The organism is Proteus myxofaciens ATCC 19692 (genome assembly GCF_001654855.1).
Taxonomy (GTDB): Bacteria; Pseudomonadota; Gammaproteobacteria; order Enterobacterales; family Enterobacteriaceae; genus Proteus; species Proteus myxofaciens.
The window spans coordinates 18,420-42,670 of record NZ_LXEN01000102.1 but is presented as its reverse complement, the minus strand read 5'-3'; the positions used below and the strand labels follow the sequence as shown (position 1 = coordinate 42,670).

Sequence of the window (24,251 nt, the reverse complement as noted above, 5' to 3'; positions counted from 1 at the left end):
ACCCATGCCTTTTAGCGGTTATGATGTTATAAGAATCCATCATCCTCATTATTAGATAAAAAGGAGTTGCCATGGTTTGGGTTTATGCACTGATTGGATTAGTTGTCGGTCTTATCATCGGCGCACTTGCTATGCGCTATGGTAATAAAACCATTCGCCATCAAGATGCTATTAAAGCAGAGCTAGATACTAAAAAAGAAGAGTTAGACACTTATCGTAATGAGCTTGTCAGCCATTTCGCTAGAAGTGCTGAGCTGTTAGATAATATGGCAAAAGATTATCGCCAACTTTATCAACATATGGCTAAAAGCTCTAACGAGTTGCTGCCAGACATGCCTCTTCAAGAAAATCCATTTAACTATAGATTAAATGAATCTGAAGCTGCGAATGACCAGTCTCCAGTCAAGATGCCACCTCGAGATTATTCTGACGGGGCTTCTGGATTATTTAGACCTACTGATAAAAAAGATAATTAATTTACAACGCCACAGTTAATGTGGCGTTATTTTTTATAGCGTTAAAATGAGTAATTTGGTAATAATTTATTTTGGTTTTAAAGATAGCTATTGTCTTGTAAATCCATGTAAAAGTAAGCGAAACACACTTTTCATCACTGAACTTTCCCTTACCAAAATAGGTCTTAGAATCATCCAGCCAAGTTTCGGCTTCAAACCTATTTTTGATAACTGTATCAAGAGACTCTAATTCATGTTAACTAAAAAAAGAAAATTGTTACTAAGTGCGTTAGCCATGAGTGTCGGTTTATCACTCTCCACAATTCCTAGCACCAGTATGGCTGCATTGCCAGCGGTAATATCATCAGGAGAAGCGCTTCCTAGTCTTGCTCCCATGCTAGAAAAAGTATTACCAGCAGTAGTCAGCGTACATGTATCTGGTACTCGTGTACAAAATCAGCAAGTTCCTGATGAATTCAAATTTTTCTTTGGCCCCAACTTTCCTTCACAGCAACAAAGTACTCGCCCTTTTGAAGGATTAGGCTCTGGTGTCATTATTGATGCCGAAAAAGGCTATGTCCTCACCAATAACCATGTTGTAGATGGTGCTGACAAGATTCAATTGCAAATCAATGATGGCCGTGAATTTACGGCTAAATTAATTGGTAGCGATCCACAAACTGATATTGCTCTTTTACAAATAGAGAAACCTAGCAACCTAACTGCTATCAAAATGGCAGATTCAGATCATTTACGTGTCGGTGATTTTGCGGTTGCCGTTGGTAATCCTTTCGGGTTAGGTCAAACTGCAACATCAGGGATTATCTCTGCATTAGGTCGTAGTGGGCTAAACCTTGAAGGTCTTGAGAATTTCATTCAAACTGATGCCTCAATTAACCGTGGTAACTCGGGTGGTGCATTAGTTAACTTAAATGGCGAACTAATTGGAATTAACACCGCTATTTTAGCGCCTGGTGGCGGTAATATTGGTATCGGTTTTGCAATTCCTAGTAATATGGCTCGTGATCTCAGCCAACAATTGATCACCCACGGTGAGGTAAAACGCGGTATTTTAGGCATTCGTGGCACAGAAATGAATGCTGATATTGCTAAATCCTTTAAAATAGATGCTCAACGTGGTGCTTTCGTCAGTGAAGTATTACCTGATTCATCTGCAGCAAAAGCGGGTATTAAACCAGGTGATGTTCTCATTTCAGTTGATGGTAAACGTATTAATAGCTTCGCAGAATTAAGAGCAAAAGTGGGTACTACACCGCCAGGTAAAGAAATTACCATTGGATTAATCCGTCAAGGTAAACCAATGGATGTCAAAGTGACTCTTGAAAAACAATCTGGTGACGCGACTCGTGCTGACAATATTACCCCTGCATTACAAGGTGCAGTTCTCAGCAATTATAGTGATAAACAGATGAAAGGCGTCATGGTTGATTCTGTTGAAAAAGGATCTTTAGCCGCGGGGGCGGGATTGCAAAAAGGCGATATTATTATTGGTATTAATCGTGAGGCCATTAAATCAATTGGCGATGTGCGTAAAGAAATTGAGAAAAAAGAGCCTATTATTGCATTAAATATCAAGCGAGGTAATGAGGAAATCTATCTTATGCTTCGTAATACCGCTCGTTAATCATCTACATTACAGATAACAAACTTTCTTATGCCCTATAATTTCAATTATAGGGCATTTTTTATTCACTTTGTGTTGTTAATACGCAATATTATTAAAGCGTTTATCCTTTCATAAGATAAACTGTGATATTCTCTTGCCTGTGTACGAGCCCGCTCCCTGTTAAAACATAAATATAGGATCTTTATGTTAAATAAGTTACTGCGATCTGGATTGATTGGTATTTTGACAGCTGCCATTCTTTTGGTTGCGGTGCCTTCTATTCGGCCTATTTTTATTGAACACCTACTTAATGGTGATTTTCTCAATGCCCCTTTTAGTTATAACAAAGCTGTACGTCGCGCAGCACCTGCTGTTGTGAATGTGTATAGCAGTAGTATGGGCAGTTTTTCTCAAGAAGGTAGAGAATTAACGTCATTAGGCGCAGGTGTCATTATGGACAAGCGCGGTTATATACTAACTAACCAACATGTTGTTAATAATGCAGATCAAATTATTGTTGCACTACAAAATGGCGATCTTTATGAAGGATTGCTCGTGGGTTCTGATCCCTTAACAGACCTTGCTGTATTAAAAATTGATGCTGATAAACTGCCCACTATTCCAATTAATAGCAAAAGAGTTTCTCATATTGGTGATGTCGTACTTGCTATCGGTAATCCTTATAATATAGGGCAAACAATCACCCAAGGCATTATTAGCGCAACAGGACGTGTTGGCTTAAGCCCAACACGTTATCAAAACTTTCTTCAAACAGATGCCTCTATCAATGAAGGAAACTCTGGTGGGGCTTTAATTAATACAGAAGGCGAATTGGTCGGCATCAATACCATGACGTTTGATTCAGGTAATCACAATAATGGCTATCGTGCGAGCGCTGAAGGATTAAGCTTTGCTATTCCGACTGAACTTGCCGTTAAAATCATGAATAAACTTATCCGCGATGGCCGTGTTGTTCGTGGCTTTATTGGTATTACCGCCAAAGAATTACCAAGAATTCGCTCATCAAATAGTGATATTCAACAAATCCAAGGATTGCGTATTTTTCGCATTGCACCTAATAGCCCAGCAGAAAAAGCAGGAATGAAAACAGGCGATATTATTCTCAGTATCAATCATGAACCAGCCACTTCGGCAATGGGTATGATGGATTATATTGCTGAAACCAGTCCCGGCACAGTATTACCCGTTACATTGCTACGAGATGGAAATGAACACAACATTGACGTCACTATTTCAGAATATCAACCTGAATCATAATATGGCGCATCTCCCTATATGCTAGGGAGATTTTATATAAAATGTAGAATTAGCTAAGCAATTTTTCTCAAAATCTTCTGTTTGACGATAATCATTCATCGAACTGTGATTACACCCACTGTATTCATTACCTTTAGTTCCATCATTTTGCCATCCACAAACAGGGCAAATTTCAAAAAAAGATTCTTTTTTGTCTTTAAACACCAAATAGTGGCAGGCTGCACAGCCTACCTCTAATGGAAGAAGACAACTTCGTTTTTCAATCAAAATTTATCTCCTTTATTAAAATTAACAATACTCAGTAAGTTACTTTTTATTAGCCTGATTTAATGTGTTATCACTCACTGTATGCCAAATTTTTTCAGCTTTACGTCCAATTACAATAAGTGAGATAGCTAAAATAAAGAAGAAAATAGCGCTATGCAAACTATTCCAGAAATACTCAAAGAAACGAGTATATAAATTAATTCCTAAAAAGGTCAGCCCAAATCCTCTTAACATACCATCCTCTGTTTTTAAGCTAATATAAATACAGATAACAGCGACAACACCAAATAAGAGCGCCCAAGGTAATAGGTTTATGCTAGAAATAGAGTACCAAGCATTCGTATCGTAATTACCGAAAATAGACATTATCCATAAAGCGATAAAAAGATAAGTTAATCCCATTATTTTGGTCATCGTAAAGAGACGCCGATGAACCAATATATTCTGTAACAGATAGCATATCGCTAATAAGGCAGCACCGAAAAAAACAAAACGAATAGGATAATTCATTCCTAACCAATAAGAGCCCCATCCAGACATATAGCCAGTTTCAGTACCAAACCAATTGCCTAACACTAATAAGAAAAATAACCATACTAGCGATGAACAGCTTATATACCCCACAATGGCATAAATAACACACCCTATTAAGAAAATAGGTGCAATATGACCACTACCATTATCGAGTAACATCGCTAATTGCCACAAAGAAACAGCAGTAAACATGACACCTAAAAAAAGAATACACTCTGAACTATAATGCCACTGTTGCTCTTTTCTTTGTCTCTTAAACCCCCAAAAATAAAATACAATTGCGATAAGTGCAGGAGTTATCACCCTCATCATTTGTGAAAAACTGAATATTTGAATAAGATAATTAATTAATTCACTATCACTAAATAATGCGCCTACTGCCATAATCAAACAGACTATCGCAATCCAAAACGCATAACGACTTAAGCTTTTCCAATCGAAAGGAATTGGTTGCAATGTTTGGCGTAATCTCAAGTATTCTTGTGCTGAAATAACCTCTGATTTTTGCCATTCATCAAGTACTTGACGAATAAGATGTTCTTGTTTCCTTGTGACTTTCATTTAAACGTCTTCCTTTTACTAACCAATCAACTTTTTTAATTTAAAAATCAATCAATTAAATATCATCGACAGGTTTATTTTAAACAGAGAGTGATTATCCTAATCTAATTGAAATATCGTAAAATACCTTATGAATTATCTTATTTTCTTCTATCTCTTACCATTGCTATTTAAAATAACTTCTTATCATCAACATATAATTGATGTGAATAATCAATATTTCTTTTATTTATGTGAATATATACAACTAATACTAAAGAGTTATTTACTATAATATAGCGCACATTTCTTATGCTCTCTAAGATGACTTTAATAAAATATATGATATTTACTTTTTATATATAAATAAAAAAACAACAATAAGGTGTTTCAAAAAAATTTAAGATTTTGTTATATCACAGGGGATGCTAATGAAGATAGAACTCGCGACAAGCTTAGAACTTAAAAAAGATATTTCTGCTGATGATGCCGATAAATTATATTCAGAAGGAAAAATCACATCTAAACATTTATTTGAATGTCCAGAATCCAATTGTCACGCACAAGTCACATGCGCAAATCTTGATAGACCTAAAAGCCTACGAAAAAGGATACCTCATTTTAAATTTGTCACAGAACATTCTAAGGAATGCAAAATAGGTTTAAATGAGGAGAACGAATCACGTGGTATAAGAAAAGACAATGAAGATCCTGAAGCCTTACCTTTTATCTCTAATGACTTGGTGGACTTTGATGTGTCTTCTCCTACAAAAACAAAAATTAAAGAAGATCTTTCATCAGATGAAAATAATAATACGACTAAACGTATTGCCTCAAAAAATAATGATGAAAATAATATAAATAAACAACGTCATTCAAAAAAACGCTTATCTGGATTAGTTAACTCATTTATAAATAAAGAAAATTTCTTCCTTAATCTACCAGAAGGAAAACTTCATATAAGAGATTTTTTTATTCATGTAAATGATCAAAAAGATATCAATGAATATCTAGATGAACCACGTATTTATTTTGGAAAAGCGTGGCTTAGGCGCAAAGATGATTACTATATTGTCCGTTTTGATAAAGAAATGCGTTCAGGTAAATTAAAATGCAAGCCAACCTTTTTTATTTCAAATCGTATGGTTGAACAATCAGAGTATAAAAGAACGTCAAGAGAAGAGTTAGATAAAATAGCGTTAGCGAAACCAATTAAACCACTTTACTTATTTATTTTTAGTGAGTTACCACCAGTAAAAATAAATAGTGGTGATTATATCAATTTTAAACTAGATAACTTAGCTTACTTATATTACAAGCCTTGGGGTAAACATAATGCATGAACTTGAACTTTATGAAATAGCCTATTCAGCGGTGACAAAGAGATTATGCTTATTCACAGGAACAGGTTTTTCAAAGGCAATAACTGAAAATAAAGTCCCCGGTTGGCAAGAATTACTTGAAATAGCTTGTGATAGATTAGATGGCTTAGATAAAATAAAACATTCATTATTTCCAAAGACAGGCTCAAATCCATTAAGTTTAGAAGAAGCGGCTCAAGTTATTTATATTGAGTATCAAAAAAAGAATAAGGACTTGCATGAACAAATTGCAGATATAATAAAAGAAATTACGTTATCAGGCGATAATACACCAATAGAAACATTTTTGAAAAACAACTCTATTAGGATTATTACAACAAATTACGATAAATTAATAGAAGAAATGCTATCTATCGATAATTGCCAATCATTGGCGCCTGGACTTCCTATTCCAAAATGCTCATCTAATATAAAAATCTATCATGTTCATGGCTCTGTCGATTCATCCAGTAATATGATTTTGACATCAGATAACTATTTTAAATTTATTAATCATGATTCTTATTTTTCTAAAAAAATAAGCTCCATGATTTATGAAAACACTATAGTCATATTAGGTTATTCATTAGGAGATACTAACCTTAAGGCTATTATTAATGAATATACGGCATTCTCAAGAGAAAATGTGATTGGTTCATCTATGTTTTTGGTCTCTAGGCGAGAAGTGGAGCCTTATTTAAAAGAATATTATTTCCATTGCTATGGTATTAGAGTCGTAGATAATTTAGAAACACATGAATTTTTTGAAAAACTTAATTTAAAAGTAAAAGATGTTAAAAAAAGAGCTGAAAGTTCTATTGATAATATTAAAAAAGTCATTCGCGGAACACATTCTTTTTCCAAAAAATTTCTTCAAGTTGAAAATAGCTTTTATGAAATTATTGTGTCATTAGCCGCATTTGGTGCTCGAGTAACAGACAAAAATGCAATGATAATGATTGAGAAAATAATCCAAGAAAAAATTAAGTTAACACGTGGAGATAGCGCTTGGGATCAGTATGTTCATTTAGCAAATTGGCTAATTTATATTGCAACGATTATTGAAATCAAAGATACCTCACTAGAAAAAATATACCTTGAAGCAGTATCACACTCGATGAATCGCATGAGCAAAGATTATTCTAGGGGATATTCATGGCATGCCTATGGGGCATGGAAAAGCAAATGGCCTTCTATTATTGTTTCGAATAGAGTGATGCTTAAAAATTATGTTAGTAACAATATCGCTAATCAAGATGCCGTGAGTTTGGTCGAAAATTTATAAAGCCAAAATTTTTCACAAAAAATGATTCTTATTATCTAATATGCGGTGGTTAATAAAAGACCATAGTGCATAAAATGCACTATGGCCTTTATTATTAATATCAAAAAATAAATATTCAATTAATCATTAGAATGTAAACGCTCAATTTTAGCGCCTAAACCTTGTAATTTATCTTCGATATTTTCATAACCACGGTCGATATGGTAGATGCGATCAACAATGGTTGTTCCTTCTGCAATACATCCTGCAAGTACTAAACTTGCTGAGGCTCTTAAATCAGTTGCCATTACTTGTGCACCAGAAAGTTTCTCAACACCGTGGCATAACACAGTATTACTTTCTATTTCTGCATGAGCCCCCATACGAATTAGCTCAGGAATATGCATAAAGCGATTTTCAAAAATCGTTTCAGTTATCATACCAGCACCTTCTGCTACTAAATTCAGTAGGCTAAATTGTGCTTGCATATCGGTTGGAAATCCTGGATGTGGAGCAGTACGCAAAGTAACCGCTTTAGCGCGTTTACCATGCATATCAAGGCTAATCCAATCTTCACCGGTTTGAATATCAGCACCTGCTTCACGTAATTTCGCTAATACTGCATCAAGTGTATCTGGTTTTGCATTACGGCAAATAACGTGCCCACGTGAAATCGCAGCAGCAACTAAAAAAGTCCCTGTTTCAATGCGATCGGGTAAGATTTGATAAGTTCCACCACCAAGACGCTCAACGCCCTCAATGACAATTCTATCAGTACCAGCACCACTGATTTTTGCGCCTAATGTATTGAGGAAATTCGCAGTATCCTCAATTTCAGGTTCTCTCGCCGCATTTTCGATAATGGTTTTACCCTCAGCTAAAACCGCTGCCGTCATTATAGTAATAGTGGCACCCACACTCACTTTATCCATAACGATATGTGCGCCTTTTAAACGCCCATCGACACGCGCTTTAACATAACCTTCATCAAGCGTTATTTCAGCCCCTAGTTGCTCTAATCCCGTAATATGCAAATCAACTGGTCGAGCACCAATAGCGCACCCACCAGGTAAAGAGACTTGCCCTTGGCCAAAACGAGCAACTAATGGGCCTAATGCCCAAATAGACGCACGCATCGTTTTAACTAAATCATAAGGGGCACAAAATTCATTGATATTACGAGCATCAACAAAAACAGAACCATTACGCTCTACTTTTGTTCCTAAACGATTAAGTAATTTGATAGTGGTATCAATGTCTTTTAGCTTAGGAACATTGGTTAACTCTACTGGCTCTTCGGCAAGGATAGCAGCGAACAGAATTGGTAGTGCAGCATTTTTAGCGCCTGATATCGTGACCTCACCTGATAAACAGGTTGGTCCTTGTACTCTAAATTTATCCATCTGTAGAACTCTCTTTTTATTTTGCTGTACGCTGTATAATACCTACAATCAAAGCCCGCTAAGTTTACGGTCCCTTTTCCACTCTTCAGGTGTGTAGGCCTTAATAGATAAAGCGTGAATACGATTATCTGAAATATATTCCATCAAAGGCGCATAAATGGATTGTTGCTGTTTTACTCTGCTCATTCCTTCAAACATTGCACCAACAACGACAACCTGAAAATGACTACCATCACCGTTTACGATGACTTCATCTAAAGACAAGGCATCCATTAATACTTGCTTGATTTCATTTGTATCCATAATTGCTCAATCTCAACGTTAAAATAATAATCAGTCATCTATCCTAATAGAATCCGACCTACTCTTAAACCATGAAAAACCCCCTTAATAATAAAAATATCATTAAGGGGGTTTTTGATTGCTTAAATTAATAAATAGAATTAAGCAATATTCATTATATTATCAAGGTCATAGAGTGTAATTAAGGTTTGAAAACGCTCACTTACCCCTATTATCTTTAGCGGTCTATTTTCTGCTTCGACTTGTGCTTTATAGTGAACAAAAAGCGCTAAGCCCGTTGAATCAATATGATCTAATGCAGAAATATCAATGCTGTTAATATCGGCTAGTAGTGTTTTACGTTGTTGCCATGCTGGCAGCAACGTTTCTCTATCTAACGAGCCTTGAAAAAAAAGCGTATCGCCTTTCTTTTCAAAGCGTAACGAGGCTGACATCTTATTTTTTCTCATCAAGGGTTATTGGAGTTTTCGCACTGATTTCTAACTGCTTAGTTAAACCATCAACACCTTTAGAACTTAAAATATCTGACCACTCATTTTGTTTAGTGGTAATCATGCTAACGCCTTCTGCAATCATATCGTAAGCTTGCCATTCACCTGTTTTAGTATTTTTACGCCATTGGAAATCAAGACGTACTGGTGGACGACCGTTTTTATCAATAATAGTTACACGAATCGTTAAGTTTGTTTTATCACCAAAAGGTTTTGCTGGCTCAATGCGATATTCTTGACCTTCATACATAGCTAAAGCTTGGCCATAAACTTGCGCAAGATAAGATTCAAATGCGGTGAAATACGCATCGCGTTGCGCAGGAGTAGCATTGCGATAATAAGGACCTAATACTAATGCACCCGCATATTTAATTTGGACATAAGGCAGTAATTCTTGTTGTACGATTTCACGTAAGTATTCAGGATTTTTGCGAATCTCAGGCTGTTCATTTTTTAAACGGCTAAATGTTTTTTGCGCCGCATCATCCATTAATGTGTAAGGGTTGGTTTTATCTACCGCCATCGCAAAAGGCGTAATCACTAATAATGCGACCATCAGTAAGCGTTTAAACATATTTTTCGCTTCCTCTTAAAGTAATATCTCAATAAAGAATACGGCATATTTATACATAAGGTTTAAATACACCGTAAATTAACGATTAAGGTAATGCATGGTGCTCTGGTGCAGGTGCTGTTTCAGATTTTTTTGAATCATCGCCATCACCCGTTTTATAAAGGAATTGACCAATTAAATCTTCAAGTACCATTGCTGAATTAGTATTGGTGATTGTACCGCCATCTTTTAGAAAATCAGAGCCTAGGTCTACATCATAAAAACCTAAATTAAGCGCTAAAAATTGTTCACCTAATAAACCTGAAGTACGAATAGACAGCGAACTGCTTTCTGGAATGTGGTCATAATTCTGAAGAATATCAATTGCAACTTCAGGGCGATAATTACCTTCAGATTCTTCTTTCAAAGTAATTGACGATACACGACCAATGACAACACCACCAATTTTTACAGGAGAACGCTCTTTCAATCCGCCAATATTACCAAAACTTGCATAAACACGATAAGTCGGTTGGTTACCTATCTCTTTTATATCAGCAACTTTTAAGCTAAGAAAAATAACAGCAATAATTGCGATAACAACAAATAGGCCAACCCAAACTTCAATTTTTTTACTTTGCATGACTTAGTTCCCAAACATCAGTGCTGTTAGTACAAAATCTAAACCCAATACGGCTAACGATGAATGAACAACAGTACGTGTCGTTGCTCTGCTAATCCCTTCTGATGTCGGGATTGCGTCATATCCGTTAAAGAGCGCTATCCAAGTGACCGTAATGGCAAAAACGACACTTTTAATAAAACAGTTCACTAAATCTTTTTGCCATTCGATAGAGCTTTGCATGGATGTCCAGAAAAAGCCTTCATCAATCCCTTTCCAGTCCACACCCACAATTGCACCACCAAAAATACCGACAGCAACAAAGATAAGTGATAATAATGGCATGCTAATAAAACCAGCCCAGAAACGAGGTGCAACAACTCGTCGTAAAGGGTCAATTGCCATCATTTCCAAGCTGGAAATTTGTTCTGTCGCTTTCATTAATCCTATTTCTGCGGTTAACGCAGAGCCAGCTCGACCTGCAAATAACAATGCTGTCACGACTGGTCCTAATTCTCTTAGTAAAGAGAGCGCTACCATCATACCAAGGCTTGCTTCTGCACTAAATGTCGTCAAGACAAGGTAACCTTGTAATCCCAACACCATACCAATAAACAAACCAGAGACCATAATAATCAGCAATGATTGCACGCCGACGTTATATAATTGTTTTATCAGTAGAGGCCATTGTTTACGAAATTCAGGCTTACCAAATAGTGCGCGGAAAAGCATAATTCCAGCTCGACCAAAAGTGGCAAAAATCCCTAATGATCGAGCGCCAATACGAGCTAATAATTTACTCACTTACTCATTTCCTCGTCCTAGTAGATCATCCTGATAATCGCCAGCAGGAAAACGGAAAGGCACAGGCCCATCAGCAATACCATCTAAAAACTGTCTTACCTGTTTATCTGTGTTTTCCTCTAACGCTTTTGCACTTCCTTGAGCAATCACTTTTTGCTCTGCAATAATATATGCATAATCTGCAATACTAAGCACTTCGGGTACATCATGAGAAACAACTACACAGGTCACACCTAGTGCATGATTTAACTCATCAATGAGCTTAACGAGGACTCCCATCGTAATTGGGTCTTGCCCAACAAATGGCTCATCAAACAAAATCAATTCAGGATCAAGTGCTATCGCTCTTGCTAATGCGGCTCTGCGTGCCATACCACCTGATAATTCAGAAGGCATCAATTTTGCAGCCCCCCGTAAACCTACCGCCTCTAATTTCATCATCACTGTTGTATGGATTAATGATTCCGGTAAATTTGTATGCTCTCTTAATGGAAATGCCACATTTTCAAACACATTCATATCAGTAAAAAGCGCGCCTGATTGAAAAAGCATACTCATTTTCTTTCTTGCGTGGTACAGCGCAGAACGAGATAACGCAGGAATATTATCGCCATCAAACCAAATTTCACCACTATCAGGCAGAATTTGGCCTCCAATTAGGCGTAACAAGGTTGTTTTACCTATCCCTGATGGCCCCATAATTGCGGTCACTTTCCCTCTTGGTACAACCAGATTTATCTCTGAGAAGATACTTCGGTTACCTCGAGTAAAGTTCATATTGCGCACTTCAATTACATTATCAGATTGTGCGTTCATGAATAAAACATCCTCAAGCCTGTCTGTATAAATGAATTTTTATACTATTTTGGCAGTTCGTTATCTATGTTACAAAGAAATCACCATTATTTAGCAATTTATTGCGCTGTTAATTTTACTTTTCGTGCGCAGCTCGTCAAAATATGGCGGATGAGTAAAAACCTTTTGACAATTATGTTTGTTATCAGCCCTTGTCTTACTGGTTTGCTTTATCTTTCGCTTATTTTTGGAAAACTAATGGCATGTTGCTAACTTTGTCTCTGTTAATTTTTGGGTTGATGTTACTAGTCTATGCGTCAGACAGATTAGTCTATGGTGCTAGTATTTTTGCGCAATCATTAAAAATACCACCCGCTGTCATTGGTATTTTAATTGTAGGTACAGGCACATCATTACCTGAACTTTTTGTCTCAGCGGATGCATCAGTGCATAATTTGCCTGATATCGCTATTGGTACAGCAATTGGTTCAACATTGACTAATCTACTGCTGATCGCAGGAATTGGTTCGATGATTTATCCCATGAATATCCAATCCGCTGTACTTAAAAAAGAGCTACCTTTAATGATTATAGTCATCATGCTGGTGGCTGTTTTACTCTCAAGTGGGAATTTAGGATTAAGAGAGGGTATTTTGCTCTTTTTCATTGGGTTTGCCTCTATCTTCTTAATGATAAAAACAATGCATAAAACGCTAAACCAAGAGCGTCATGTTCTTCCTTTACAAACGTTAACTCGCGTTGAGTTACAAACTAATCCTCGTAACTCTGTTGCCCTTTTTTGGGTCGTTATTGCTCTACTTATCATCCCTGTTGCCACAAGAATGGTGATTGATAACGTTTTTGTTTTAATGCAACAGTATCATATTAGCGGGCTTTTTGTCGGCTTAACATTGCTATCAATCGGGACTAGCTTACCGGAGCTTGCAACCACAATTGTTGCAGCACTCAGGAGAGAAAATGAGTTAGCATTAGGTAATATTATTGGTGCTAATATTTTCAACCTGACATTTGTGCTAGGCATGCCCGCATTATTCTCACCAAGCACCTTAAACTTAAAGGCGTTCTATTTTAGTTTCGCGATATTGGGTATCGCTAGTTTACTTTTCTCACTCTTTTCATTAGGACAAAAACAACGTCTTAATCGAGGAAAAGGGATATTCTTATTAGTTTGCTTTATTGTTTATATTACGGTGTTGTGCATCGCACATTCTCTCTTAACCTAAAATAAATGGTACAAAAAAATGACCGAGTTTGATTTCCAGCAAGCAGGTAAAAAGGTTCTCCATATTGAACGTGAAGGGTTAGCCGAATTAGAGCAATATATCAATGAAGATTTTTCTCAAGCCTGTCAAAAAATATTTCACTGCCAAGGCAGAGTCATCGTGATGGGAATGGGAAAGTCAGGACATATTGGCCATAAAATTGCAGCAACATTTGCCAGCACAGGAACACCTTCTTTTTTTGTACATCCTGGTGAAGCAAGCCATGGTGATTTAGGTATGGTCACAGAAAAAGATATTGTTTTAGCAATATCAAACTCCGGTGAAGCTAGCGAAATCTTAACCCTTATTCCTGTGCTTAAACGCAAACAAATTGTGTTAATTTGCATGACTCGCAGTGAACAAAGCACGATGGGAAAAGCCGCAGATATTCATCTTTGTATAAAAGTACCAAAAGAAGCGTGTCCTTTAGGGCTTGCGCCAACAACAAGCACAACAGCTACATTAGTCATGGGAGATGCATTAGCTATCGCATTATTACGAGCAAGAGGTTTTACTGCTGAAGATTTTGCCCTTTCCCACCCTGGAGGCGCTTTAGGTAAAAAATTACTTTTGCATGTCAGCGACTTAATGAATACGAATAATGATATCCCTAGAGTTACAAAAGATGCCACATTACGCGAAGCACTTGTTGAAATAACACGTAAAAAATTAGGTATGACTGTTATTTGTGATGATAATATGTTGATTAACGGCATTTTTACTGACGGTGATTTGCGCCGTATATTTGATTTGGGCATTGATTTAAATAACGCCAAAATCTCAGATGTCATGACAAAAGGCGCTATTCGTATTCGTCCTGATTGTTTAGCGGTTGAAGCACTAAATCTAATGCAAGCCAAACATATCACATCACTCTTAGTGACAGAGCAAGATAGTGATACTCTATTAGGCGTTTTACATATGCATGATTTATTACAAGCAGGCGTTGTGTAAGCTTATTATCACCTATTTAAGGATAAAAATGAATACAGTCATAGAGACGTACTACGGCCCTGTCAGCGAAAATATGATTAAAAAAGCAGAAAAAATCCAATTGCTGATTTGTGATGTTGATGGTGTGATGTCTGACGGATTAATTTATATGGGTAATAATGGCGAAGAGCTAAAAGCCTTTAATGTTCGTGATGGCTATGGTATTCGTTGTTTACTGACATCAGGTATTGAGGTCGCTATTATTACAGGTCGCCAATCTAAACTGTTAGAAGATCGTGCAAAAACTCTGGGAATTACATATCTTTACCAAGGACAGCATAATAAGCTTTTGGCGTATCAACAACTGTTAGATACACTAACCCTTAAACCGGAACAAACTGCTTATATTGGGGATGACCTTATCGATTTACCTGTAATGGAAAAAGTCGGGCTTTCGGTTGCAGTCGCTGATGCGCATCCATTACTCACTCCTCGTGCTGATTATGTCACTCGCATTGCGGGTGGTCGTGGCGCAGTACGAGAATTATGCGATTTAATACTTTTAGCACAAGGTTTACTTGAAGAAGCTAAAGGTCTGTCGATTTAACGTGTAACGATACAGAATGAATAAATTAAAAGCTTGGTTCACCCTGTTTCTTGCCATTATTGTCCTTGGACTCATTGGTTGGAACTACACTAATAACACTGAATTTGATGACGGTAAAATTGTTGACGATGGTCAGCCAACTTATCAATCAAAATCTTCGGTGTCCTTTGTTTATGAGCCAACTGGTATACTAGGATATAAACTTGTTGCTGATGATGTAAAAAACTACGCTCAACAAAAGTTTACTTGGTTTACTAACCCTGTTTTAACGACATATTCGACAACAGGAGAAGCAACATGGACTGTTCGCGCAAATAAAGCCAAGCTAACAAACAGTAAAATGCTTTATCTTTATGGTGATGTGCAAATTGATAGTTTAACGGCTGATTCACAGTTACAACGGATCAGTACCGAAAATGCCATCGCTAATCTGGATACACAGGATGTTTCCTCTGATGATGAAGTGACTATTATCGGCGTCGGACTGAAATCAGTCGGCTTAAAAATGCGAGGCAATCTGCGAGAAAAACAAGCAGAGCTGATTGAGCAGGTGAACACCTATTATGAGATCCCTTATGAATCAAAAAATCCGTAATACACTGATTGTCGGTGCATTATTTACTATAAGTGTACCCGTTATGGCGCTTAAAGATGACACAAAGCAACCTATTGTTGTCAACTCTGAGACTCAGTCACTTAACCTTGAAAAGAACATTACAACATTTACTAAAAATGTTGTGGTAAAACAAGGTTCTATTGATATTCGCGCAGATAAAGTTGTTGTGACTCGCCCTGGTGGTGATTCAAAAAAAATGGTGGTAGAGGCATTTGGTAATCCAGTGACTTTCTACCAGTTACAAGATGATGGCAAACCAATCAAAGGTCATGGCGATAAAATGACTTATGAAATGGATAAAGAGCTAGTGACTCTCACAGGTAAAGCCTATCTTGAACAATTAGATAGCAATATCTCTGGTGATAAAATCATCTACCAAGTACCCACTCAGCAAATGGAAGCATTTAGTAGCAAAGGTAATCAAGTTACCACTGTTTTACTACCTTCTCAGTTGCAAGAGAAAGGTCCTGGTGCTAACAACAAAGGTAAGTAACACTTTATGGCACTGTTAAAAGCTGAACATTTAGCAAAAGCATACAAAGGCCGTACCGTTGTCGGTGATGTTAGCCTTGAAGTTAATTCAGGCGAAATAGTCGGCTTACTTGGGCCTAATGGTGCTGGTAAAACTACGACATTCTATATGGTGGTAGGTATCGTTGCTCGTGATGCGGGTAGTATTACTATTGATAATGAAGATATTACCCTGTTACCGTTACATGAGCGTGCACGCAAAGGTATTGGCTATCTTCCTCAAGAAGCCTCGATTTTTAGGCGTTTGAGTGTGTATGACAACATCATGGGTATCTTAGAAATTCGCCATGATTTGACCGCAGAACAACGTAAAGATCGCGCTGAAGAACTTCTTGAAGAGTTTAACGTTAGCCACTTACGTAATAGCTTAGGTCAATCATTATCAGGTGGTGAACGTCGTCGTGTTGAAATTGCGCGTGCACTTGCAGCTAATCCTAAATTTATTCTATTAGATGAGCCTTTTGCTGGGGTTGACCCAATATCAGTATTAGATATTAAAAAAATTATCCAACATTTACGAGATTATGGCTTAGGTGTTCTTATTACAGATCATAACGTTCGTGAAACTTTAGATGTGTGTGAACGAGCCTATATTGTCAGCCAAGGCCATCTTATTGCTCATGGTTCTCCTGAAGAAATTTTAGAGAATGAACAAGTTAAACGTGTTTATTTAGGTGAAGATTTCCGTTTGTAGTCACTGTCAGTATCAACATGTTTTATATCTCATGGATGACTGTTTAAAAGGGTTTATCGCATTACTATGAAACAAAGTCTGCAACTTCGTCTTAGTCAGCAACTGGCGATGACGCCACAGCTACAACAGGCTATTCGTTTGTTGCAACTTTCTACGCTTGAACTACAACAAGAAATTCAACAAGCTCTTGAATCTAACCCTCTTTTAGAACAAGAAGACGAATTAGAAAATACTCAAGCCGATGATGTTCATGCAGATAACTCTCTTGATTCGGTCACTGAAAATCAAAGTGAAAGTGAGCACGAAGAAATTGATACTCTTGATGCCTTAGAGCAAAAAGAGATTTCTGACGATCTCCCATTAGATACTCAATGGGAAGAACTTTACACCGCAGGTACACCCTCGGGTACAAGTAGTGATTATGGTGATGATGAGCTCCCTCTTTATCAAGGTGAAACGACTGCATCATTACAAGATTATCTTACTTGGCAAGCAGAACTAACGCCATTTTCAGATATCGATAGAGCAATCGCTATCAGTATTATTGATGCTGTTGATGAAACGGGTTATTTAACGATATCAACAGATGACATTCTTGCTGGAATGGGCGATGATGAGTTAGAGCTTGATGAAGTTGAAGCCGTTTTAAAGCGAATTCAACGATTTGATCCTGTTGGTGTCGCAGCTCGCGACTTAAAAGAGTGTCTATTGATTCAGCTTTCTACTTTTTCAAAAGAAACGCCGTTTATTAAAGAAACTCAGCTTGTTATTGAGCACCATTTAGCCTTATTAGGTAATCGTGATTTTCGCCAATTAATGCGTCAAACAAAGTTACGAGAAGAGACGCTAAAATCAGTGATTGAGATAATCCAATCTCTAGATCCAAAGCCTGGCTTAAATATCGATACAGGCGAGTCAGAATATGTTATTCCTGATGTACTGGTAAAAAAATCAGGCGATCACTGGCAAGTTGAGTTAAATACAGATAGCATTCCTCGCTTGCGAATAAATGAGACTTATGCAGCATTAGGTCAATCAACAAAAAATGAAAGTGACGGAAAATTTATTCGTGATAATTTACAAGAAGCTAAATGGCTGATAAAAAGTTTAGAAAGCCGTAATGAGACATTATTAAAAGTCGCTCATTGCATTGTTGATACACAGCAGACATTTTTCGAATTAGGTGAAGAGCACATGAAACCACTTGTTCTCGCTGATATTGCAGAACAAGTAGAAATGCATGAATCCACCATCTCTCGAGTGACAACGCAAAAATTTTTGCATTGCCCAAGAGGAATTTTCGAATTGAAGTATTTTTTCTCTAGCCATGTGAATACTGATAGCGGAGGCGAAGCCTCTTCAACAGCAATTCGTGCTTTAGTGAAAAAACTTATCGCAGCAGAAAACCCAGCGAAACCACTCAGTGATAGTAAACTGGCAAATATGCTCGCAGAGCTTGGTATACAAGTTGCTCGACGCACTGTTGCGAAATATAGAGAGTCATTATCCATCCCGCCTTCAAACCAACGTAAAGAGTTGGTTTGAGCATAATTGAGAAGGAAGACACTATGGAACTTCAAATCACTGGTCATAATATCGAATTAACTGATGCACTGCGTGATACCGTCAAAGCAAAAAGCGCAAAATTACCTCAGTTCTTTGACAAGATTAATAACGTTCAAGTTATCCTGAAAGTCGAAAAAGTGACAAAAATCGCAGAAGCGACAATTCAAGTTAATGGCGGTGAACTTCATGCTTCAGCGGAAGCTGAAGATATGTACGCAGCCATTGATGGCTTAATGGATAAACTGGCTCGTCAATTAACCAAACATAAAGATAAACTGAGACAACATTAATTCATTTCTCATTGAAAAATGGGAATATAATCGGCGATGTTACTGCGTTATCTACGCTACGTTTGCCATTAGCCTAATTAACGCAGTAACAAAGAAACCAGATGTCACAACCGTGGCATCTGGTTTGCTGGTCTAAGTGAATAAGATAATGAACAACGATTTAACGATGAAAATTAGCGACGTACTTTCTCTGTCATGTACGCATAATGATGTACATTGTACGAGTAAAAAGCGCGCGTTAGAGATTATCAGTGAGTTTGCGGCTAAAGAACTCAATTTGCCGGAAACATTGATATTTGAAGCGCTATTAACGCGTGAAAAAGTGGGTACAACAGGAATTGGGGGCGGACTTGCGATTCCCCATGGGCGTATTGAAAGTGATGAAACAGACAAAGTTGTTGGCGTATTTCTTCACCTAAGCGAACCGATTCCCTTCGACGCTATTGATAATCAACCTGTCGATTTATTGTTCGCTTTACTCGTTCCTGCAACACAATGTAAGGAACATTTACACACACTGTCTTTGATTGCAAAACAGTTGGCTGATAAAAATTTATGTCGCCGACTACGCTCCGCACAAAGTGATGAAGAACTTTATCAGATTGTCACAGAATAAACCTAACCCGTTTATTAGGAAGCGAAAGCATACAGTGGAATGTTATTCATCACTGGGAAATAGAAATTAAGAGGAGCTACCTCATGGTGCTGATGATAGTCAGTGGACGCTCTGGTTCAGGTAAGTCAGTCGCGCTGCGTGCACTTGAAGACATGGGTTTTTATTGTGTTGATAACTTACCTGTTATTCTTTTACCTGAGCTTGCTAAAACACTGGCTGAGCGTGATGCTTCTGCTGCCGCAGTCAGCATTGATGTACGAAATATGCCAGAGTCACCGGAGATCTTTGAAAAAGCGCTAGAAAGCTTACCCGCAGAATATTCTCCACAACTCTTATTTTTAGATGCTGACAGAAATACGCTGATCCGTCGCTATAGCGATACGCGTCGTCTACACCCTCTCTCAACTAAAAATCTTTCACTTGAGATGGCAATAGATACGGAAAGCGATCTCTTAGAGCCATTGCGATCACGTGCCGATCTGATTATTGACACATCAGAAATGTCAGTACATGAACTTGCTGAGATGTTACGTACACGCTTATTAGGAAAGCGTGAGCGTGAACTTACTATGGTTTTTGAATCCTTTGGATTTAAGCATGGTATCCCCATTGATGCAGATTATGTCTTTGATGTACGCTTCTTGCCTAACCCGCATTGGGATCCTAAATTACGGCCAATGACAGGCCTTGATCGCCCTGTTGCTGCGTTTTTAGATAGACATACAGAAGTACACAATTTTATTTATCAAACCAGAAGCTATCTCGAACTCTGGTTACCGATGTTAGAAACGAATAACCGTAGTTACCTTACTGTCGCTATTGGTTGTACAGGGGGGAAACATCGTTCTGTTTATGTAGCAGAGCAACTCGCAGATTATTTCCGCTCTAGAGGAAAAAACGTACAATCACGGCATAGAACTCTCGAAAAACGCAAATGACACAATATCGACAAGTCGCGATTAAAAATCGTCTTGGAATGCATGCGAGACCGGCAATGAAATTGTTTGATTTAGTAAAAACATTTCAATCAACCGTTATTTTACGTAACCATGAAGGTGTTCAAGCGCAGGCAGATAGTGTGATAGCAATGTTAATGCTAGATTCAGAGCAAGGCAGTTATATTGACATAGAAGCAACTGGCTCTGACGAAATAGACGCCATTAATGCAATTATTTCGCTCTTTGAGTCTGGCTTTGATGAAGACTAATCATATTAGAAAACAATAGATTAGCGATTCTTAACTAAAGAAGTTGAAAGAGAGTGTGATCACGGCCCCTTTCTTTTTTATGCAGAACCGCCTATTATCAATATATGAGTTTAACAACACCCCCACCTAATCCGTGGGGGTGTTGTTTTGCATTGGAATAAATTGGAGTATGGTATGACAAAGCCAACAATTATCATCAACGAACTTGATGCAGAACGTTTAGATTCATTACTAGAACAACCCGCTTTTGCAGATAGTCCTATTGCAGAAGCATTGAATGAAGAGTTAGATCGTGCTGACATTGTTACACCTGCTGAAATTCCAGCAAACATTGTCACAATGAATAGCAAAGTCCGCTTTATGGATTTAAAAAATAATGAAGAGCGTACACGTACTTTAGTTTACCCTGCTTCATTGAAAGATAGCGCTACAGAGCTTTCTGTTATGGCACCAATGGGTGCTGCATTATTAGGGCTGGCTATCAATGATGAAATCAGCTGGAAGCTTCCTAATGGCCTTGAAACTAAGGTTAAAGTATTAGAAATTCTTTACCAACCAGAAGCTGCTGGTGAATTGCATCGCTAAGCTGAAGGTTCGTGTCTTGTTTGATTTGATTTTATAAGCGCGAAATCTCAGCCCTAACGGGCTGAGATGACGGTAGCTTATCGATAAAACAGCGAGAATATTATTCTCCTGCAATACTCATCTCAGGAATTAATAAAGAACCGCACTGAATATTACTTCGAGTTTCAATATCATCACCAATAGTGGCAATATTTGCCCACATATCTTTCAGATTTCCGGCTATAGTCACTTCGCTAACAGGATATTGGATTTCACCATTTTCAACCCAAAAACCACCCGCGCCACGTGAATAATCACCCGTAACCGTACTAACCCCTTGTCCCATTAATTCGGTAACTACAAGCCCTGTACCCATTTCTTTAAGTAATGCATCAAATGAAAGCCCCTGCCCTGGAATACGCCAATTGTGAATACCACCAGCATGACCATTACTTTTTAAACCTAATTTTCTTGCTGAGTATGTAGTTAATAACCACTCTTGTAATATACCGTCTTTGATAATCTCAGCATCGGCAGTGCGTACACCTTCGCTATCAAAAGGTGTTGATGCCAGTCCACCTAATAAGTGTGGCTGCTCTTGAATATTGAGCCATTGTGGAAAAATTTGTTTTCCTAGGCTATCAAGTAAGCAAGACGACTCGCGATAAATCATACTCCCACTAATCGCGGCAACTAAGTGACCAAAAATGCCTGTGGCAACGTCTGCTGAAAAAATCACCGGCGCTTTCATTGTCGGTAACTTACGTGGTGAAAGGCGAGATAATGTGCGACGAGCACACTCTTTACCGACCCATTCTGGTGATTGTAATTCATCAAAACGACGGCTAATGGTATACGCATAATCACGTTCCATATCATCATCTTGGCGAGCTATCACACAGCTAGACATAGAATAGCGTGATGAAGAATAACTTTTTAATAACCCAAGACTATTACCGAAAACACGTGTTCCACTATGGCTATTGAAGCTTCCGCCTTCTGTATTTACGATACGACTGTCACTGTCTAATGCTGCTTTTTCAGCCCGTGATGCTAACTCAATCGCTTTATCTGCCGTAATATGAGTTGGATGGTAGAGATCAAGAAAAGGCGCATCAAAAGCTAGCAGTTCTTTATCAGCGGGTCCCGCATATGGATCGACAGAGGTATAGCGAGCAATATCAACTGCGGCTTGTACAGCGCGTTGTATCGCTTCTGGGCTTAAATCAGTAGAAGAGGCACTGCCTTTACGCTGTTGTTGATAAACGGTGATACCTAAAGCGCCATCACTGTTAAATTCAACATTTTCAACTTCGCCATAACGTGTGCTTACACTAATTCCTGTTGATTTATTGATTGCTACCTCAGCGCCATCACTTTGCGTTGCGGCAAGCTCTAATGCGAGAGAAACTGCGTCTTCGAGCTGTTTTACCTGATCTGTATTATTCATTGAGAACCATTTTCCTATGGAGAACATCACTTTTTACTTATTTTTAGCAAAGTAAATCAATTGACAGGTGGTCAACAAGCGATTTTCCCAGTTACAATAGAAGATATATGAATGTTAACACCCGTCGGGCTTTTGGTCATTCACCAAATCACACTCCCGGCTTACTCTGCAACAGGAATTATGATTATGGCAAAGCAGCCAGAAGAGTGGCATTACCTCAACCCTGAATTCGACAACACGCCTTTAGAAGAGGAAGAAGACGATGAAATTATTTGGGTTAGCAAAAGCGAAATCAAGCGTGATGCCGAAGCACTGAAAAAATTAGGTACTGAATTAGTTGAATTAAGTGCCCAAGAGTTAGAGCGAGTGCCTTTAGATGAAAAATTATTGGCATCCATTAAATTAGCCCAAAAAGTACAACGAGAAGCCCGTCGTCGCCAAATTCAATATATTGGCAAATTACTGCGTAATGTGGATGAAGAGCCTATTCGTCAAGCACTAGATAAACTGAAAAATCGTCATAATCAGCAAATTCTTGTGTTGCATAAACTTGAAGACTTACGTATTCGTCTTGTTGAAGGCGGTAATGAAGTGATTGAAGAAGTGGTTGCTCTATATCCAATGGCTGATCGTCAGCAATTGCGTACGCTTATCCGTAATGCGAAAAAAGAGAAAGAAGGTAATAAGCCACCAAAATCATTCCGTTTACTATTTCAATATCTAAAAGATCTTTCTGAATCAGCATAAATTTTATATTTATGCTTTATACTGAAAACGCAGTGTAAAAAACTCACCACTGCGGTTTTCAGCAATAATTATCTAGCACTTATGATCACAGTAAAAAATCAGCATATCATCACCAAGTTGCCGCTGTGCTTCGCGCATAATATCCATCAAGGGTTGAAATGCATCAGAGTGGTGAGGAAAATGCTTGAAGATAATTGTTACAGGTAACTCAATCTCACCAGTTAACACATCCCATAACGCATCTAAATTTGCGCCAAAATCATCAAACAGATGAAATTTTAACGCGAATTGACGATAAAATGCGTCTCTATCTGTAAGTGTTTTAAAATCAAACGTTATTTGTTTCATTAAGGTGATACTTTTTCCATCGTACGATAATGATCTGTTGTTACATAGATCAATTTATCATTAGAAAATAACAGTCTATCACTGCCTCTATGACCACATTGATAGTTAACATCGGCTTCAAACCATTGACGCCCAGGTTGTTCTGGTAACTGCTTTTCTCGATTCATAAAGCGATCGCCACCTATAGCCCTCCCTGGTAATACGTCACATAAATTGCCTGCTTTCGCATTCCAACCAGCTTCTCTGGCCTCTTTTTTGGTTATATAAAAATCGGGTAACTTATCATGACGTTGTAGATAGTTTACAACACTGTCTATTTGCGTTTTTTCATCAATAGGCAGTGGTTTTTGAGGTAATGAGTCATGATTTGAAGCCGTTGAAGTTGGCTCTGATACTGGTGGTGTTGGCGACGCTTTATCAGAAAGCAATCCTTTATAAAGCACACCAAATAAAATAATAACGATAATAAGAACAGGTAATAAACGTTTCCCCATGAGCTAAC

Annotated in this window: 30 protein-coding genes; 18 read left to right on the top strand and 12 right to left on the bottom strand. The window is 37.8% G+C overall.

Going from position 1 to position 24,251, the window contains the following annotated elements:
* Positions 1-71: 71 nt before the first annotated feature.
* The 3 genes from zapG to degS all read left to right on the top strand — a co-directional run bounded on the left by zapG (position 72) and on the right by degS (position 3,360).
* Entirely contained in the window at positions 72-476 is a 405-nt protein-coding gene (zapG, locus tag M983_RS11030; protein WP_066750356.1) for a Z-ring associated protein ZapG, read from the top strand.
* Positions 477-708: 232 nt separating this feature from the next.
* Complete coding sequence (gene degQ / locus M983_RS11025) at positions 709-2,100, top strand: serine endoprotease DegQ (RefSeq protein ID WP_066750353.1); 1,392 nt, start codon at positions 709-711, stop codon at positions 2,098-2,100.
* Between the two features lie 186 nt (positions 2,101-2,286).
* A complete protein-coding gene (gene degS, locus M983_RS11020) occupies positions 2,287-3,360 on the top strand; it encodes an outer membrane-stress sensor serine endopeptidase DegS (protein ID WP_066750350.1) in 1,074 nt (357 codons plus the stop codon).
* Between the two features lie 21 nt (positions 3,361-3,381).
* On the opposite strand, the gene M983_RS11015 is transcribed toward degS, so the two are convergent.
* Together M983_RS11015 and M983_RS11010 are read right to left on the bottom strand one after the other, a co-directional pair.
* Positions 3,382-3,627, bottom strand: a complete 246-nt coding sequence (locus tag M983_RS11015) for a CPCC family cysteine-rich protein (RefSeq protein WP_066750347.1) — start codon at positions 3,625-3,627, stop codon at positions 3,382-3,384.
* A gap of 39 nt (positions 3,628-3,666) precedes the next feature.
* Positions 3,667-4,722 carry a DUF2157 domain-containing protein gene (locus M983_RS11010; protein ID WP_066750344.1) on the bottom strand — a complete coding sequence of 352 codons (1,056 nt, stop codon included), beginning with the start codon at positions 4,720-4,722 and terminating at the stop codon, positions 3,667-3,669.
* Between the two features lie 410 nt (positions 4,723-5,132).
* On the opposite strand from M983_RS11010, the gene M983_RS11005 reads away from it, so the two are divergent.
* Together M983_RS11005 and M983_RS11000 are read left to right on the top strand one after the other, a co-directional pair.
* Positions 5,133-6,044 carry a hypothetical protein gene (locus M983_RS11005; RefSeq protein WP_066750341.1) on the top strand — a complete coding sequence of 304 codons (912 nt, stop codon included), beginning with the start codon at positions 5,133-5,135 and terminating at the stop codon, positions 6,042-6,044.
* A complete protein-coding gene (locus M983_RS11000; RefSeq protein ID WP_066750338.1) occupies positions 6,037-7,347 on the top strand; it encodes an SIR2 family NAD-dependent protein deacylase in 1,311 nt (436 codons plus the stop codon). Before M983_RS11005 ends, M983_RS11000 begins: the two co-directional genes overlap by 8 nt.
* Positions 7,348-7,466: 119 nt before the next feature.
* On the opposite strand, the gene murA is transcribed toward M983_RS11000, so the two are convergent.
* The 7 genes from murA to mlaF form a co-directional block, all read right to left on the bottom strand.
* Positions 7,467-8,729, bottom strand: a complete 1,263-nt coding sequence (gene murA / locus M983_RS10995) for a UDP-N-acetylglucosamine 1-carboxyvinyltransferase (protein WP_066750335.1) — start codon at positions 8,727-8,729, stop codon at positions 7,467-7,469.
* A 48-nt stretch (positions 8,730-8,777) separates the two neighbouring features.
* Complete coding sequence (gene ibaG / locus M983_RS10990) at positions 8,778-9,032, bottom strand: BolA family iron metabolism protein IbaG (protein WP_066750329.1); 255 nt, start codon at positions 9,030-9,032, stop codon at positions 8,778-8,780.
* A gap of 140 nt (positions 9,033-9,172) precedes the next feature.
* Complete coding sequence (gene mlaB / locus M983_RS10985; RefSeq protein WP_066750325.1) at positions 9,173-9,466, bottom strand: lipid asymmetry maintenance protein MlaB; 294 nt, start codon at positions 9,464-9,466, stop codon at positions 9,173-9,175.
* Position 9,467: 1 nt separating this feature from the next.
* Complete coding sequence (mlaC, locus tag M983_RS10980) at positions 9,468-10,097, bottom strand: phospholipid-binding protein MlaC (RefSeq protein ID WP_066750322.1); 630 nt, start codon at positions 10,095-10,097, stop codon at positions 9,468-9,470.
* Between the two features lie 85 nt (positions 10,098-10,182).
* Positions 10,183-10,719, bottom strand: a complete 537-nt coding sequence (mlaD, locus tag M983_RS10975) for an outer membrane lipid asymmetry maintenance protein MlaD (RefSeq protein ID WP_066750320.1) — start codon at positions 10,717-10,719, stop codon at positions 10,183-10,185.
* Positions 10,720-10,722: 3 nt separating this feature from the next.
* Positions 10,723-11,502, bottom strand: a complete 780-nt coding sequence (mlaE, locus tag M983_RS10970; protein WP_066750318.1) for a lipid asymmetry maintenance ABC transporter permease subunit MlaE — start codon at positions 11,500-11,502, stop codon at positions 10,723-10,725.
* On the bottom strand, positions 11,503-12,318 hold the full coding sequence (gene mlaF, locus M983_RS10965) for a phospholipid ABC transporter ATP-binding protein MlaF (RefSeq protein WP_066750316.1): 816 nt from the start codon (positions 12,316-12,318) through the stop codon (positions 11,503-11,505).
* Positions 12,319-12,560: 242 nt separating this feature from the next.
* Here mlaF and M983_RS10960 point away from each other — a divergent pair, with 242 nt between their 5' ends.
* The 12 genes from M983_RS10960 to rnk all read left to right on the top strand — a co-directional run bounded on the left by M983_RS10960 (position 12,561) and on the right by rnk (position 21,225).
* Complete coding sequence (locus M983_RS10960; RefSeq protein WP_066750313.1) at positions 12,561-13,541, top strand: calcium/sodium antiporter; 981 nt, start codon at positions 12,561-12,563, stop codon at positions 13,539-13,541.
* An 18-nt stretch (positions 13,542-13,559) separates the two neighbouring features.
* Positions 13,560-14,534 carry an arabinose-5-phosphate isomerase KdsD gene (gene kdsD / locus M983_RS10955; protein ID WP_066750310.1) on the top strand — a complete coding sequence of 325 codons (975 nt, stop codon included), beginning with the start codon at positions 13,560-13,562 and terminating at the stop codon, positions 14,532-14,534.
* Between the two features lie 28 nt (positions 14,535-14,562).
* Entirely contained in the window at positions 14,563-15,120 is a 558-nt protein-coding gene (kdsC, locus tag M983_RS10950; RefSeq protein WP_066750306.1) for a 3-deoxy-manno-octulosonate-8-phosphatase KdsC, read from the top strand.
* 16 nt (positions 15,121-15,136) lie between these two features.
* Positions 15,137-15,715, top strand: coding sequence for an LPS export ABC transporter periplasmic protein LptC (gene lptC, locus M983_RS10945; RefSeq protein WP_066750303.1), 579 nt, complete (start codon positions 15,137-15,139; stop codon positions 15,713-15,715).
* Positions 15,696-16,229, top strand: coding sequence for a lipopolysaccharide ABC transporter substrate-binding protein LptA (gene lptA, locus M983_RS10940; RefSeq protein WP_066750300.1), 534 nt, complete (start codon positions 15,696-15,698; stop codon positions 16,227-16,229). Before lptC ends, lptA begins: the two co-directional genes overlap by 20 nt.
* 6 nt (positions 16,230-16,235) lie before the next feature.
* On the top strand, positions 16,236-16,961 hold the full coding sequence (gene lptB / locus M983_RS10935; protein ID WP_066750297.1) for an LPS export ABC transporter ATP-binding protein: 726 nt from the start codon (positions 16,236-16,238) through the stop codon (positions 16,959-16,961).
* Between the two features lie 66 nt (positions 16,962-17,027).
* A complete protein-coding gene (rpoN, locus tag M983_RS10930; protein ID WP_066750294.1) occupies positions 17,028-18,506 on the top strand; it encodes an RNA polymerase factor sigma-54 in 1,479 nt (492 codons plus the stop codon).
* Positions 18,507-18,529: 23 nt separating this feature from the next.
* A complete protein-coding gene (gene hpf / locus M983_RS10925; protein ID WP_004248916.1) occupies positions 18,530-18,817 on the top strand; it encodes a ribosome hibernation promoting factor in 288 nt (95 codons plus the stop codon).
* Positions 18,818-18,965: 148 nt separating this feature from the next.
* Complete coding sequence (gene ptsN / locus M983_RS10920; protein ID WP_066750284.1) at positions 18,966-19,433, top strand: PTS IIA-like nitrogen regulatory protein PtsN; 468 nt, start codon at positions 18,966-18,968, stop codon at positions 19,431-19,433.
* 83 nt (positions 19,434-19,516) lie between these two features.
* Complete coding sequence (rapZ, locus tag M983_RS10915; protein ID WP_066750281.1) at positions 19,517-20,371, top strand: RNase adapter RapZ; 855 nt, start codon at positions 19,517-19,519, stop codon at positions 20,369-20,371.
* On the top strand, positions 20,368-20,640 hold the full coding sequence (npr, locus tag M983_RS10910) for a PTS phosphocarrier protein NPr (RefSeq protein WP_066750279.1): 273 nt from the start codon (positions 20,368-20,370) through the stop codon (positions 20,638-20,640). The genes rapZ and npr overlap by 4 nt, the downstream gene beginning before the upstream one ends.
* 174 nt (positions 20,641-20,814) lie before the next feature.
* Entirely contained in the window at positions 20,815-21,225 is a 411-nt protein-coding gene (rnk, locus tag M983_RS10905) for a nucleoside diphosphate kinase regulator (protein WP_066750277.1), read from the top strand.
* Positions 21,226-21,325: 100 nt separating this feature from the next.
* On the opposite strand, the gene pmbA is transcribed toward rnk, so the two are convergent.
* Complete coding sequence (pmbA, locus tag M983_RS10900; RefSeq protein ID WP_066750275.1) at positions 21,326-22,654, bottom strand: metalloprotease PmbA; 1,329 nt, start codon at positions 22,652-22,654, stop codon at positions 21,326-21,328.
* Between the two features lie 186 nt (positions 22,655-22,840).
* On the opposite strand from pmbA, the gene yjgA reads away from it, so the two are divergent.
* On the top strand, positions 22,841-23,401 hold the full coding sequence (gene yjgA / locus M983_RS10895) for a ribosome biogenesis factor YjgA (RefSeq protein ID WP_066750554.1): 561 nt from the start codon (positions 22,841-22,843) through the stop codon (positions 23,399-23,401).
* A gap of 72 nt (positions 23,402-23,473) precedes the next feature.
* Here yjgA and M983_RS10890 read toward each other — a convergent pair whose 3' ends face one another.
* Positions 23,474-23,749: a barstar family protein gene (locus M983_RS10890; protein WP_066750273.1), complete on the bottom strand. Its 276-nt coding sequence runs from the start codon at positions 23,747-23,749 to the stop codon at positions 23,474-23,476.
* Positions 23,749-24,243, bottom strand: coding sequence for a ribonuclease domain-containing protein (locus M983_RS10885; protein WP_066750271.1), 495 nt, complete (start codon positions 24,241-24,243; stop codon positions 23,749-23,751). Before M983_RS10885 ends, M983_RS10890 begins: the two co-directional genes overlap by 1 nt.
* Positions 24,244-24,251 lie beyond the last annotated feature (8 nt).